The organism is uncultured Shimia sp., assembly GCF_913054185.1.
In the GTDB taxonomy this organism is placed as follows: Bacteria; Pseudomonadota; Alphaproteobacteria; order Rhodobacterales; family Rhodobacteraceae; genus Shimia.
In genome coordinates this window covers 1-13775 of sequence record NZ_CAJXIV010000105.1, presented here as the reverse complement: position 1 = coordinate 13775, position 13775 = coordinate 1, and the positions used below count along the sequence as shown (strand labels likewise).

17 protein-coding genes are annotated in these 13775 nt (G+C 54.2%); 2 read left to right on the top strand and 15 right to left on the bottom strand.

Going from position 1 to position 13775, the window contains the following annotated elements:
- The 3 genes from rpsQ to QZ517_RS17335 all read right to left on the bottom strand — a co-directional run.
- On the bottom strand, nucleotides 1–139 hold a 139-nt coding region (gene rpsQ, locus QZ517_RS17345; protein ID WP_294229358.1), incomplete at its 3' end, for a 30S ribosomal protein S17.
- A gap of 14 nt (nucleotides 140–153) precedes the next feature.
- A complete protein-coding gene (gene rpmC, locus QZ517_RS17340) occupies nucleotides 154–354 on the bottom strand; it encodes a 50S ribosomal protein L29 (protein WP_294229352.1) in 201 nt (66 codons plus the stop codon).
- Nucleotides 355–515: 161 nt separating this feature from the next.
- Nucleotides 516–1133, bottom strand: coding sequence for a hypothetical protein (locus QZ517_RS17335; protein WP_294229347.1), 618 nt, complete (start codon nucleotides 1131–1133; stop codon nucleotides 516–518).
- Between the two features lie 92 nt (nucleotides 1134–1225).
- On the opposite strand from QZ517_RS17335, the gene QZ517_RS17330 reads away from it, so the two are divergent.
- A complete protein-coding gene (locus tag QZ517_RS17330; RefSeq protein ID WP_294229344.1) occupies nucleotides 1226–1852 on the top strand; it encodes a LysE family translocator in 627 nt (208 codons plus the stop codon).
- Here QZ517_RS17330 and QZ517_RS17325 read toward each other — a convergent pair.
- From QZ517_RS17325 to QZ517_RS17310, 4 genes are all read right to left on the bottom strand, one after another.
- Nucleotides 1849–2823: an AraC family transcriptional regulator gene (locus QZ517_RS17325; protein WP_294229341.1), complete on the bottom strand. Its 975-nt coding sequence runs from the start codon at nucleotides 2821–2823 to the stop codon at nucleotides 1849–1851. The genes QZ517_RS17330 and QZ517_RS17325 overlap by 4 nt on opposite strands.
- Nucleotides 2824–2958: 135 nt before the next feature.
- Nucleotides 2959–3204 (bottom strand): hypothetical protein, encoded by a 246-nt coding sequence (locus QZ517_RS17320; RefSeq protein WP_294229338.1) that lies wholly within the window; start codon nucleotides 3202–3204, stop codon nucleotides 2959–2961.
- A 188-nt stretch (nucleotides 3205–3392) separates the two neighbouring features.
- Complete coding sequence (locus QZ517_RS17315) at nucleotides 3393–4976, bottom strand: BCCT family transporter (protein ID WP_294229336.1); 1584 nt, start codon at nucleotides 4974–4976, stop codon at nucleotides 3393–3395.
- Between the two features lie 294 nt (nucleotides 4977–5270).
- Complete coding sequence (locus QZ517_RS17310; protein WP_294229333.1) at nucleotides 5271–5891, bottom strand: 2OG-Fe(II) oxygenase family protein; 621 nt, start codon at nucleotides 5889–5891, stop codon at nucleotides 5271–5273.
- A 203-nt stretch (nucleotides 5892–6094) separates the two neighbouring features.
- Here QZ517_RS17310 and QZ517_RS17305 point away from each other — a divergent pair, with 203 nt between their 5' ends.
- A complete protein-coding gene (locus QZ517_RS17305; RefSeq protein WP_294229330.1) occupies nucleotides 6095–8260 on the top strand; it encodes a methyl-accepting chemotaxis protein in 2166 nt (721 codons plus the stop codon).
- Nucleotides 8261–8526: 266 nt separating this feature from the next.
- Here QZ517_RS17305 and rplP read toward each other — a convergent pair whose 3' ends face one another.
- The 8 genes from rplP to QZ517_RS17265 form a co-directional block, all read right to left on the bottom strand.
- Nucleotides 8527–8940, bottom strand: a complete 414-nt coding sequence (gene rplP, locus QZ517_RS17300) for a 50S ribosomal protein L16 (protein WP_294229328.1) — start codon at nucleotides 8938–8940, stop codon at nucleotides 8527–8529.
- 13 nt (nucleotides 8941–8953) lie between these two features.
- Entirely contained in the window at nucleotides 8954–9661 is a 708-nt protein-coding gene (gene rpsC / locus QZ517_RS17295) for a 30S ribosomal protein S3 (protein WP_283425766.1), read from the bottom strand.
- Nucleotides 9661–10041, bottom strand: coding sequence for a 50S ribosomal protein L22 (gene rplV, locus QZ517_RS17290; protein WP_294229324.1), 381 nt, complete (start codon nucleotides 10039–10041; stop codon nucleotides 9661–9663). The genes rpsC and rplV overlap by 1 nt, the downstream gene beginning before the upstream one ends.
- Nucleotides 10042–10044: 3 nt before the next feature.
- Nucleotides 10045–10323, bottom strand: coding sequence for a 30S ribosomal protein S19 (rpsS, locus tag QZ517_RS17285; protein ID WP_058238275.1), 279 nt, complete (start codon nucleotides 10321–10323; stop codon nucleotides 10045–10047).
- A gap of 3 nt (nucleotides 10324–10326) precedes the next feature.
- Nucleotides 10327–11169, bottom strand: a complete 843-nt coding sequence (gene rplB / locus QZ517_RS17280) for a 50S ribosomal protein L2 (RefSeq protein WP_283425764.1) — start codon at nucleotides 11167–11169, stop codon at nucleotides 10327–10329.
- Between the two features lie 333 nt (nucleotides 11170–11502).
- Complete coding sequence (locus QZ517_RS17275) at nucleotides 11503–12297, bottom strand: hypothetical protein (RefSeq protein WP_164644439.1); 795 nt, start codon at nucleotides 12295–12297, stop codon at nucleotides 11503–11505.
- A gap of 298 nt (nucleotides 12298–12595) precedes the next feature.
- The gene (locus tag QZ517_RS17270) at nucleotides 12596–12982 is read right to left on the bottom strand and encodes a nuclear transport factor 2 family protein (protein ID WP_294229314.1); all 387 of its coding nucleotides are present in this window, start codon (nucleotides 12980–12982) and stop codon (nucleotides 12596–12598) included.
- A 170-nt stretch (nucleotides 12983–13152) separates the two neighbouring features.
- A partial coding sequence (locus QZ517_RS17265) for a sulfotransferase (RefSeq protein WP_294229311.1) occupies nucleotides 13153–13775 on the bottom strand: 623 nt, incomplete at its 5' end.

The following is a 13775-nucleotide window of genomic DNA, read 5'->3' as shown; positions in this document are numbered from 1 at the left end:
CATCGTGAGCCCGGTACTTTTTGGACTTACGGATGGTTTTCTTCAGAACCGGGTGTGTAAAGCGACGCTCTACGGACACGGTGACTGTTTGGGCGTTGGCATCCGAAGTAACGGTGCCAGTCAGGATACGTTTGGGCATCTTTAAGGCTCCTCTTACTCTGCTGCCGCTTTGGCTTTTTCGTTCAGAATGGTCTTCACGCGTGCTGCGCTGCGACGCGCTTCACGGATCTTGGCCGCGTTTTCCAGTTGGCCAGTGGCCGCTTGGAAACGAAGGTTGAACGAAGCTTTCTTCAGATTGGACAGTTCCTCACGGAGCTGATCCGGCGTTTTATCACGCAGTTCGTTGGCGTTCATCGCCTTTTCCTTTCTCATACATCAGAGGGCGCCCGAGTATGTACGGGGTGACCCTTTTGCCTGATGGACAAATACAAAACACACGAATCCCGCATACACGGAATCCATGAGATGGCGCTCTATACGGGGGAGTCGGGGGGATGGCAAGAGAAAGGTGGTGGTTAAGACACCGGCACCGGGCGAATAAAAGCCAGCCCCAAACTGGTCGTTCCGCCGAGGTTCTCTCCAAAGCGAAAATGGAGGACCCCCCATCTACGCCTATCACCATACGGGAATCGGGTATCTATCCAAGTATTGAAGTAATCCGTGTCGCTCATCGGATCTGGCGTCTGTTGCTCAAGCATAGGCATTTTTAGCGGCATCCATTCCGCCACGATCCGCTCAAACCTTTCCCGCTCTGTCAACGTTAGAACGTCATTATGATCGTTCAAGTCGCATTTTATACGTCCATCGAGATAGTCCACGACTTTTACCTCAAACCCTGAGGCCTCGTGTGGCCATGAAAAGGAGGTGGCCTTCTGCGCCCCACGAAAGTACTGAACTTCGCCGTGCATCGTTCCTAGCTCTGACGGCATTCTGCCATGAACAATTGGCAAACACACATCTTCAAACAACTGTAGCGCCAACGCAGGTCGGTCTTCCTCCGAGGCACTTGCAGCCGCCGCAAGGGTTGCCAAAAAACTCACTGCAAAAATTAGTTTCAATCTATTACCCCATAAAAACGATACTGTGTTCTCTAAATGGCGACTTAAAGCAAGCTCGCTTTGCGTAAGCAACACGCCACTTCCCTCCCCTCACCTTCTCCCCTACACATCCCTGATCACCACGCGCTCAGCTTCTCGCCAAGGCGCACACTTTGGGAGGAGTGACCATGATACCTGTGGATGTGATGATCCTGTTTATGGGTGCAGCCATTGCCCTGGCGCTGGTTCCTGGCCCGGACAACATCTTTGTACTGACCCAATCGGCCCTGCATGGCCGCGTGGCCGGTCTCACTGTCACCTTGGGTCTGGCCAGCGGCTTGATCTTCCACACCACCGCCGTGGCACTTGGCGTCGCTGTGATCTTCCAGACTTCCCAAGTGGCCTTTGCCGCGTTGAAATACATCGGCGCGGCCTACCTCGTCTATCTGGCCTTCAAATCCTTCACGGCAGCCAAGTCCAACCTCGACGGCGACGCCCCAGCCCGCGAAACCGCCCCAAAACAATACAGCCGCGGCCTGATCATGAACCTCGCCAACCCCAAGGTGACAATCTTCTTCCTCGCCTTCCTGCCGCAGTTTGTCGATCCGACCAACGGCCCGTTGGCGCCGCAGTTCTACCAGCTTGGTTTCCTGATGATGATCGTCACGCTCTTGGTGTTTGGTTCCGTCGCGTTGGCCGCTGGCTGGCTCGGTGATTGGTTGAAAAACTCGCCCACTGCTCAGATTTGGCTCAACCGGGTCGCTGGCGTGGTTTTCATCGCGTTGGCCCTGAAACTTGTGACAGCCGAACGCTAACCGCCGTCAGACCCATGGTGCCCGGCAACAAAGACACTGGGCGCCACACCACTCCATCCTTTGAACGCGGTCGAGAACGTCGCCTGATCCCCATAGCCAAGCAGAAACGTGGTCTCCGTCACCGAGCGTCCGTCCTGCAAATGTGCCTTGGCCAGTCGGTAGCGCAGATCATTGCACAGCGCCCGAAAGCTCAGCCCTTCCGCGCGTAATTTTCGCGCCAAAGTGCGCCGCGTGACTCGAAATTGCGCTGCAATCTCATCTGCCGACAAAAACCGCTCTGGCAATGCCTCCACCAGCAGGCGCTCCACCCGATCCCGAACCCTCACTGCGCCACCGTCCAGCGCTGTCAGTTGCGCTTCTGCCAAACTGTGCAGATGCGACACCAGCGCCGGGTCATGGGTCTCCAGCCGGATGTCTGGAACCCCCGCTGCAAATTGCAACCCATTAAAGGCCCCGCCAAACCGCACAGCACACCCCGCAATGCTTTCGTAGGCGCGGCCCTCCCCCAACGCTTTGTGGCGAAACATCACCTGCGTTGGTCGTGTCTCCCGCCGTGTGATAGATTGAATCCGCGCCAAAGCCCCAAACACCAGAAACTCTTGAAAGCGCTCATTGGCCTGAAGCCCTGCATCTTTTGAGGAAACGGTCAGGGCCTCTCCGTCACCAAGCGCATCCAGTCGAAAAACAGTCGTCGGGTCGGCCAACGTGTAAAACTTGGCCGCGCCTTCCACGGCCTCTCGCAGCGTCTTAGAGCTGGCCGCAATATAAGACGACAAGGTCGGCGCATCCCGGTACCCAATACCGATTTTTGCCCCTAATGTTGGATCACCGCTTTCCAAACAGGCGGCCCGAACCAACGCCGCCTCCTGCGCCACGCTGGCAAGCGTCTTAGTGCCTGGAAACCGCCCGACCTTGCGCAATAGCTGGTCCGCAACCTGCGCCCCCAGCTTGCGCTGCAGAGCTTCACTCACGTAGCCAAATCTCACACTGCGCACTTGCTTCATGCGGCCATTCTAGCGTGCGTACCTTTTGAGGAAAGCCCTTGAATGGCAAAAGCCCCAACCCTTTCGGGTGGAGGCTTGGTCCTTGTCGCGGGGCGGCGTGGCTTAACCGTTGCGGTTGTCCTGTTTGCAGTCGCGCTTGTCAGCGCCGACAATCCCTTCACCTTGGCGGCAGTCCTGACGGTCGCCACGGCGGTCCTGACGGCGGTCCATCCCCACGGTTCCGGCAACCTCATAGCTTTGCGTCATCACAGGCTCGGTTGGGCCCGGCGCCGAAGTGACTGGGTAAGCAAAAGCCAGAGGCGCGGTGAGAGCAACAACAACGGCGGCGGAAGCGAATTTGGTGAACATGGGGGTGTTTCCTTTCATCTGGGGTTTTCTGTGTTCCTGATGAAAGAGAGATGGGCCGCCCTTTCGAAACCCGCATTGGGATTTGGGACACCTACATTGGAATTTGGGACAAGCGGAAAATACCTTTGAAACAAAGAGAAAACCGCCCTGAGGGGGGCGGTTTTCAAATACTCACTTCCGTGACAGCTTTATTGCGTGCGTTTACGCTCACGCATGAGGCCGATCATCACCGACACACACATCAGCATGAGAACAATTGCAAATGGGAAACCGGTCGCAATGGACGCCGCTTGCAACGCCCCCAATCCGCCGCCCAGCAACAGCACAATCGCAATGGCGCCTTCCAACACACACCAGAACACCCGCTGGGCCGTTGGCGCATTGGTTTTGCCGCCAGCCGTAATTGTGTCGATCACCAAAGAGCCGGAGTCCGAGCTGGTGACGAAGAACACCACCACCAGAATAATGCCCACAAAAGACAACACTCCGGTCATTGGGAAAGCCTCAAACATCTTGAACATTTTGAGTTCCAGCGCAGCGTCTTGCAATGCCTGCGCAGTGCCTCCGGTGACTTGCTCCAGCGCTGCTCCGCCAAACACACTCATCCAAAGGGCGCCAACCAAAGTGGGGATAATCAACACACATACGATGAACTCACGAATTGTACGCCCACGTGAAATACGGGCGATGAACATGCCGACAAACGGAGACCAGCTGATCCACCACGCCCAGTAGAACGCAGTCCACCCCTGCATAAAGTTTGTGTCTTCACGGCCAACCCAATTGGACAGGGCCGGGAGTTGGACAATATAGTCCGCAACACCGTTGAAGAAGCCACTGATGATGGCGAGCGTCGGCCCTACAATCAGCACCAACAGCAACAGCGCACCAGCGAGGATCATATTGGCCTCCGACAGCCGCTTCACACCTTTTTCCAGCCCTGCAACCACTGAAACCAGGGCAAACGCCGTGATAACTACAATCAACAAAACGCTCATGCCGTCACTGATGGGCACACCAAAAAGGTAATTCAACCCGGCCAGCGCTTGGCTCGCGCCGAGGCCAAGCGAGGTCGCCAACCCAAAGATGGTTGCGAACACAGCCAAGATATCGATGACATGGCCGGCTGGCCCCCAGGTTCTTTCCCCAAGCAGCGGATAGAACACCGAGCGCATGGTCAGTGGCAGCCCCCGATTGAAGCTAAAGAACGCAAGCGCCAGCGCAACCACTGCATAGACCGCCCAAGGGTGCAGCCCCCAGTGGAAGATTGTGGCCGCCATCGCGAGGTCCCGAGCAGCTTGCGCATCTCCCTCTGCCGCGCCAAGTGGAGCCCAGTCAGTGCGCAGGCCGCCGTCGCCGACCGACACGCCGCCCATCGAAGACCCATAATGCGAGATTGGTTCCGCCACGCCCCAAAAGACCAGCCCGATGCCCATGCCTGCTGCAAACAGCATCGCGATCCAACCAGCATAGCTATAATCTGGCTTGGCATCGTCGCCACCGAGCCGGATTTTGCCATAGGGCGAAACCACCAAAAACAGCGAGAACACCACAAACAGGTTGCAAGCGATCATAAAGACCCAGTCAAACTTGCTTGTCAGTACTGGTCGCAACCATCCAAAAAACGCTGCGGCCTGCTCCTGAAAGACCAGCGAGAAAAACACAAAGGCAACAATTGTCAGTCCGGATATCGCAAAGACTGGGTTGTGTATGTCCAACCCGAGAAACTGCACATTGTCCTGACCAACTTCATAGTCGGTATCGTCTGACATAGGATCCTCCCTCTCTATATCATAAGAAGAGCCTCACCTAATCCGACACGTCCAACCGGAGAAATACGACCTCTTAAAGAGGGTTTTCGCCGCGCCAGCGGGAACCTCGTGTGAATTCTTGCTTCAGAATGGCCATATCCAATCCGCGGTGCCTATTATGGTAACGGGATCATCGGCAACAGCCTGCGCACGCCGTCTTTACCGGTTTTGCCTCTCAAAAGTACGCACCACCGCGATGCAGTCGTATTACCGACGCGATACTGACGTGATTTTTGCAGGTTAACGGCGCAACACTTATTCCCAGATATAGTTGAAGCTCACGCTGACCCGCTCGTCTTCTGACATGTTCATCGGCACCTCATGGCGCAGCCAGCTCTCCCACAGAAGAACGTCGCCAACCTCCGGTTTCATATAGATAAACGGCTGCAAATCCCGCCGCGCATCTTTGGTCCGCACCGGCGACGCCATCATCCGCCCCGAGCGCGGATCTTCCAGTTTCAGAGCGCTCGCCCCATCCGGCATCGACACATAGGTGGTTCCACTGATCACAGAGTGTGGGTGGATATGGCTTGCGTGCATTCCGCCCTCAGGAAGAATATTGATCCATAAATCTTCTAATTTCAGAGACTTACCATCGAGGTCAAACTCCAAATCTTTGGCGAAAGCAGCCACATGTTGATCCAAAGACGCCACAACATCCGCAAAAATCGGAAAGCGCCACGGCAAATCCGTCAGCGAAGCGTAAGACGTATAGCCAGGATAGGCGTTGGCCTCACACCAGTCCTGCCCCGCCTCATCATCTTCAGCAATGGAAAAACAGGAGGCTTCCAGCTCGTTTGGATCAACAGGCGCGCCAAATTCAGTCAGGCGCGCACGATAAAGGCGGGTCACAAAGAGAGATTCGATGGTCGACATGTCGGCTTCCTATCGTAGTTAGTTTTGTTTGGCGAGACACGCGTTGGTAGAAAACTGCGACTAATCTCTTCGAAACGTTGGCAAAAAGAATCGCCTATTTTTTGGGCTAAACCCCCGTTTTTTAAGGCCACACTCTTTTAACTCCTGCTTGCTACATCTCATTGGCACACTCGAAATCCGCCTGCCCAGGAGCAGTAAAGACCATGAAACGGAAAATAACAGTCTCATTCGCTATCTTGTCTATCATCATCATGGCCATTGGGGTCATGAGCGGCTTGGCTGGGATTTCACTCTACTCCCACAAAATGCGTGATGACATGCAGCTCCGCGTCAAAGCCATCGAAGAGACGGCCATCGCGGTCGAAAACCTCAAAATCGAGTTCCTAATGGCACGTCGAGCCGAAAAAGACTTCTTGTTGAGGCTCGATCAAAAATATGCGGATCGGCACGAAAGCATCATGGCAAAAATGTGGGAGCACCTGGACGTGATGGAAACAACTCTGTCGCAAATTCCGGATTTGACCGCTACCGCACAGCACATGGCGCCACTTATCCAGTATGCACATGACTACCAGGACCGTTTCAAAGACGTTGTCGCAAGCAACAAGAGACTTGGTTACACAAACTCCGACGGGCTCAGAGCGGAACTTGCAGCTGCGGCGGAAACTGTCAGTGAAAGCCTAAAAGATGTCGCCATTCCTGTCCTGAAGGTCAACGTTTTGACAATGCGTCAACACGAGAAAGACTTTCTTATTTCCGCTGACACAAAATGGTTAGATGAAGTGAATGCGCGGATTTCCGAATTCGAAGGTTTCCCAGTTTTCTTTTATGATAGCGCGGAACAGCGTGAGTCCATTCTACCTGTGATGGCAGCATACAAGAGTGCCTTTGAAACACTCGTGAAGGAAACACTCACAGAGCGCAACTTCCGCAAGGAAGTATCAACAAGTTACGCCAATGCCGCACCCTACATGGACACGGTTTTGGACGAAGTGACGCTTGCCCTCGACGCAGTCCTCCACGAAAGCGAACAGGTGAGCCAAAAGGCGCAAAAAAGCTCACTATGGGCCGCGATTGGCGGCGCTGCGATCTTTGCAATTTTCGCCTTCTTCCTCGCACGCGGAATCTCCCGACCGCTTAAGCGCATCGATGCCGTGCTGAAAGACATGATGAACGAGGACTTCTCCAGGGACATGCCAAAATCCGGTATTCGTGAGCTTTCTGCTATTTCTGAGGCAGTTGGCGACTTCCGAAAGCAGGAGGAAACCAAAGTTCACATGACCCGCGAGATCTCCAAAGTGATTGAAGCTTGCGGCGACGGAGACTTTTCTCGTCGGATTGATACCGCAGGATCCGAGGGCGTCTTCAAAGACCTTGGTCAGGGTGTAAACACAATTGGTGACGTGGCCCAGAAGGGTCTAGGAGACGTACAAGAGGCACTTGAAATCCTCGCGACAGGTGACCTGACACACGAGATGCCTGAGGGGCAAAAAGGTGTGTTCAAGGACATCTCAAACACCATCACCCACCTGACCGACAGCCTAGATGGCATGGTGCGCCAGCTGTCCGCCTCCGGCAAGGTTTTGAACCACACATCTCAAGAAATCTCTTCATCCGTAGATGATGCCTCCCGCCGTGGTGAAATCTCTGCCGCCTCTTTGGAGGAGACCTCCTCCTCGCTGCAGACCGTTGCTCAGACTGTCAATCATACGGCAAAAAGCGCACAGGAAGCCCGTTCACACGTCAATAATGCGCAGAAGAAGGCCGAATCCACACGTGAAGTTGCTGATCAGACTGTTGCCGCGATCCAAAAGATCAAAGAAAGCTCCGATGCAATTTCACAAATCAGCGGCCTGATCGAGGATGTTGCATTCCAGACCAACTTGTTGGCCTTAAACGCCGGCGTTGAGGCGGCGCGTGCCGGCGATGCAGGACGCGGGTTCGCGGTTGTGGCTTCCGAGGTTCGCGCCCTGGCGCAACGCTCCTCAGAAGCGGCCCACGAGATCAACACTTTGATCTCGAGCTCGCAGACCGAAGTTGCGAACGGTGTGGATCTGATGGATGAAACTGGGAACTCCCTAGGTGAGATCATGCAGGCGGTCGAACAAGTTGTTGGAAAAGTGCGCGAGATTGCGGAAAATGCAGTCGACCAGTCCACCGGGCTGAAAGAAGTCAGCGCAGCAGTTGAAAGCCTGGACAGCGACAGTCAGAAGAGCGCGGCGATGCTTGAAGAAACCGCCGCCTCCGGCCAAGTCCTGCGAGGCGAAGCTGAAAATCTCGTACGGGCTGTTGATGGGTTTACGCTCAAAGACGAAAACGCGAAGCGGACAACTGAAGATGACCTGGACGATGCTTGGGATGCCGCCTAACTCATTCTAAAATAAAATCTTTTGCCAAGGTCTCGCTGTAATGCGGGGCCTTTTTTTCACGCAGCGATCGTACTTGCCAGTTTTCCAAGACGCCATGACTTTGGACCGATGAATCCTCTGGGCACACCTCGCACTCCATCAGCCATACTTCTAAGCCGTAGCAAAGTGGCGCGTGAATTTAGATGCACACAACAAGAAAACCCTCCGCCAGTTTCCTGGCGGAGGGTCAATTTTGTCAGGTGTAGTGAGACTAGCTCACCAAGCCATTACCAGTCTTCGCGAACCACGATGCGTGTTTTGACTGGAAGTTTCATCGCTGCAAGGCGCAGGGCCTCACGTGCGATGTCTTCGTCAACACCATCGATTTCGAACATCACGCGACCTGGTTTCACTTTGCACGCCCAGTAGTCCACGGAGCCTTTACCTTTACCCATACGGACTTCGGTTGGCTTCGAGGTCACAGGAGTGTCTGGGAAGATACGGATCCAAACACGGCCTTGACGTTTCATGTGACGGGTCATTGCGCGACGTGCGGCCTCGATTTGGCGAGCAGTCACACGCTCCGGCGTGGTTGCCTTCAGGCCAAAGGAGCCAAAGTTCAGGGTGGAACCACCCTTTGCCAGACCCTTGATGCGGCCTTTGTGCATCTTGCGGAATTTAGTACGCTTTGGTTGAAGCATTGATCAGTCTCCCTTAGCGACGACCGCCTGCACCGCGAGGTGCTGGGCCATCCTGGACTTCTTGAGCGCGACGATCACGTGCCTGTGGATCATGTTCCATGATCTCGCCTTTGAAGATCCAGGTTTTGATACCAATGATCCCATAAGCGGTCGTGGCTTCCACGTGTGCGTAATCGATGTCGGCACGCAGTGTGTGCAATGGCACGCGACCTTCACGATACCATTCGGTACGTGCAATCTCGGCACCACCCAGACGACCAGCGACGTTCACCCGGATACCCAGGGCGCCCATACGCATTGCGTTCTGAACAGCGCGCTTCATTGCGCGACGGAAAGACACACGGCGCTCCAGCTGCTGAGCGATGGACTCGCCAACCAGCGTTGCGTCGAGTTCCGGCTTGCGCACTTCAACGATGTTGAGGTGCAGCTCGGAGTCGGTCATCTCGGCGATCTTCTTGCGAAGGGTCTCGATGTCCGCGCCTTTTTTGCCGATGATCACGCCCGGACGTGCAGTGTGAACGGTCACACGGCACTTCTTGTGAGGGCGCTCGATGATCACACGTGCGATACCGGCTTGTTTGCACTCGGTTTTGATGAACTCACGGATTTTGATATCTTCCAGAAGAAGATCACCAAAATCTTTGGTGTCCGCGTACCAGCGGCTGTCCCAGGTGCGGTTCACCTGAAGGCGCATGCCAATTGGATTGACTTTATTACCCATTAGGCTTGCTCCTCAATCTGACGCACCAAGATAGTGAGTTCCGAGAACGGCTTGATGATTTTGCCGAAACGACCACGGGCGCGAGGGCGACCGCGTTTCAACGTCAAGTTCTTACCCACATAGGCTTCGGCAACAACGAGGCTGTCGACGTCCAGATTGTGGTTGTTCTCAGCGTTGGCAATTGCGGACTGAAGGCATTTCTTCACGTCCTGCGCGATCCGCTTGTTGGAGAAAGTCAGGTCGGTCAGAGCCTTCTCAACTTTCTTGCCGCGGATCATGCCGGCTACCAGGTTCAATTTCTGCGGGCTGGTGCGAAGCATGCGAGTTTTCGCCATTGCTTCGTTTTCAGCCACGCGGCGGGGGTTCTTTACCTTGCCCATGACTTACTTCCGTTTCGCTTTTTTGTCAGCTGCGTGACCGTAATAGGTGCGAGTTGGCGAATATTCACCAAACTTCTGACCAATCATGTCTTCAGTGACGTTGACAGGGATGTGCTTCTTGCCGTTGTACACACCAAAAGTCAGACCCACGAACTGGGGCAGGATGGTGGAACGACGGGACCAAATTTTGATCACTTCATTGCGGCCGGATTCGCGCACTGCTTCGGCTTTTTTAAGCACGTAAGCATCGACGAAAGGACCTTTCCATACAGAGCGAGACATAGATTAACGTCCCTTCTTCTTGGCGTGACGCGAGCGGATAATAAGCTTTTGCGACGCTTTGTTTTTGTTGCGGGTACGTGCACCTTTGGTCGGCTTACCCCATGGTGTCACTGGGTGACGACCACCGGATGTGCGACCTTCACCACCACCGTGCGGGTGATCGATCGGGTTCATGACCACACCACGAACAGACGGACGCTTGCCTTTGTGGCGCATACGACCGGCTTTACCGTAGTTCTGGTTGGAGTTGTCAGGGTTGGACACGGCACCAACGGTGGCCATGCATTCCTGACGCACGAGGCGCAGTTCGCCAGAAGAGAGGCGGATCTGAGCGTAGCCACCGTCACGACCAACAAACTGAGCGTAGGTACCAGCTGCACGGGCGATTTGGCCGCCTTTGCCTGGTTTCAGCTCGATGTTGTGAATGATCGTACCAATTGGCATGCCAGAGAACGGCATTGCATTGCCTGGCTTGATGTCAGCTTTCGCGGACGCCACAACCTGATCACCAACAGCCAAACGCTGTGGCGCAAGGATGTAGGCCTGCTCGCCGTCTTCATATTTTACGAGTGCGATGAATGCAGTCCGGTTCGGGTCATATTCGATCCGTTCAACGGTGGCTGCGACATCCAATTTGTTGCGTTTGAAATCAACGATCCGGTAGAGGCGTTTTGCCCCACCACCGCGGCGACGCGATGTGATCCGTCCGGTGTTGTTCCGGCCGCCCGACTTTGTCAGACCCTCAGTGAGGGCTTTGACAGGGCGTCCTTTCCAAAGTTCCGAACGGTCGATCAGCACCAACCCACGTTGGCCCGGCGTCGTCGGCTTATACGACTTAAGTGCCATGCTTTCTGTCTTCCGTGTGCATGCAAAGAGCGTGCTCTCTGCGTAGATGAAGGCCCCTGCTCGCTGGTTTTGATCTCAAACCCAACTACTAAGGTGCCAAGGATATAGGCCCCCGTAGGTGCCCGACTCTCAAAAGTGAGCAGCCCCAGAACGAATCTGAGGCCACACGACTTGCGCGATATAGCGGGGATGGGGGGAAGTGTCTATAGGAGGGCTTGTTTTTATGTGGCTCTATCGACCTTGGCGCCGAAGACACGCTTCAACAACGTGCGTGAAGGCGATCCAACGGTTTGAGTTTGCGTGTCTATTCAGGCCCGTTTGCTCAATTTTGTTCTAGCCCTTTTCCGCTTCCCCAAAATTCACAATCTGCTTTCTCATCAAAGGAAACATTTCTTCCGTCGGCATAGCTTTCTCAGCTTCAGGTACCAATTCAAAACCGAGGCACTCACCAGGCCTGGCTGCATGTTTTGCGTAACTCGCACATTGATCCAACGCTAGTCTCCAAAAATTGAGCGCGAAATCAGCGTTTTCACAAATGCCCCTACTTGCACCGGACATCATACTAGCGAAGTAGCGCATCCTTTCACCGCTTAAACCGGTTCCGGCTTTGTTTTCCCTTGCCTGCTCCGCAATAAGGTCATTCCTTATTCCAATCTGATCATTCATTTGCTCCATACAGCCGAGAGCTCTATGAGCAAACAAAGACAACGAGGGCATCTCTTTCAACAACAAGTTATATTCTGAAGAATGAGGAGGCGCCATTATGTGTACTTGGGGAAGTGACAAGTAGAAACACCGACACTCACCAAGCGCCTTCGAAAGTTCGCTTAGGCGTGCATGTTCGTTTTCGGCCTTGGCGTCGAAAGACGCCTCGCTTAACCTTTGAATCTGTTCCGCTTCTGGAGCGAGCGCTGACAGCGCCTGTAATTTGGAATTCGCAATTGCCTCAACATTGGAACCTGCAGAAATCACCAAACGATTCATTCCTCCGATAGCTTCGAGCCGAGAGCCTTCCTCACTTTCGTCTCGCATCGATTTCTGCTGGTAGTGAAAAGCAATCAACCCCAAACCAAAACCAAGGGATGAACCGATTGCGGTTTGTACGACTGATTGCCAAAACTCGCTCACCCAACTCTCCCACTGATTGTTTGTGACACAATACAGCTCAAATCCTGTATCAAAGCAACAAACGCTTCTCGGGAACCAAATACCGAACAGGCCATCTTGAAAACAAAAAATAGTTAGACGACCAACGAAGCCATCAACGGTTGTGACATACTTCAGCTAAGCAAAGGCCACCTGTCATCGATAGGAGGGAGCTTCTCACTTTTTCCCACTGACGACAGGCATAGCGGGCCAGGAGACACACCGATTGTGTCCTTGCGTTTCAGGGTCACTCAACCTAGCCACGTCCAGACGCCTCCTCTCAAATCTCCTCCACCATTTTCTCCAGCATCCAGACCTTTGCCACGATCTGCCAGCCGTTCTCGCCCTTCAACAATGACAGGTGGTCCTGATACACATTACGTCGGGCGCGAAAGCGGATTTTCACCAGGGCGGCTTTGGGTGACATGTAGTCCACCATCAAAATCTCCGCCTCCATCTGCTGCCCCAGCGCATGTGGTGAGTTAGCCGCATTAGCCCCCACGTCGGCGTTGAAGCTCGCAATCGGCTCCGCAAAAATCTCCCCCTTCTCGACATCAAACAGGCTCGCCGCTGGGTGAAACACCACGTCGAGCTTTGCCTTGTCACAATAAAACAGCCCATCAAAGTAGGTTTGCACCGCCTCAAACAACTCCATCTGTGTGTTCATCTCTTTATCCTTTCCAGTCGCGTTTCCTAACGACAGACATAGAGAGGCAGGGCCAGACTGCCCAATGAAGAGATGTGGTGCGGGTCATAACAGGTGGAGAATAAATCACGGACGTTGATGGAGTTGATCCGCTCGCGAGAATAATTCACACAATAGATCGGAGAAGTGTTTTAGCGCCGCAAGATCGCCCGCTTAATCCGGCTGCCGCGATGGCGTAGTTTTTCTTTGAGCGTCAGATTTTGCGCTTCGCCAGGCTGATAAGAGCCGGGTTGAATGAACTCCACCGCGTGAGTGAGGGTCGCCGATGACGGCGCCAGCCCACAAAAGTGGGCTATATCGCGAAGCACAAGTTCAGGTTTTACCAGCAGTTTTTCATAGCTCACCAACAGGACCGGACAATCGGCCCGCTGGATCAGATCCGCATTTTTTTGGGTTTGCGTCAAATACATGCACAGCGCTTTGTCGACCTCTTCCCGATCCCAAGACGACACGCCCAATGTATTGGCCGTCAAATCGCGAGTCACAAGGATCAGCCGCGGGTTGCGCAGGTCTGGCAGAAGATCGTCGATGTATTGGTGTGGATGAGGATGCTTCCAACCCCACACATCATGGCTTGTATTACGATGTGTAACTGTGGACCGAATGCTGTCCAGCCCGAGGCGCTTACGAAACAGCTTATCCTCGAGGTTGCCGCCAATGTCGTCTCCCAGAAAAACGCCTAGCCTGCGAATGGCACCCGCGGTCGCGGTTGTGCCGCCACGGTTGACACCAAAAATCAGAAACGTGCGCTGAT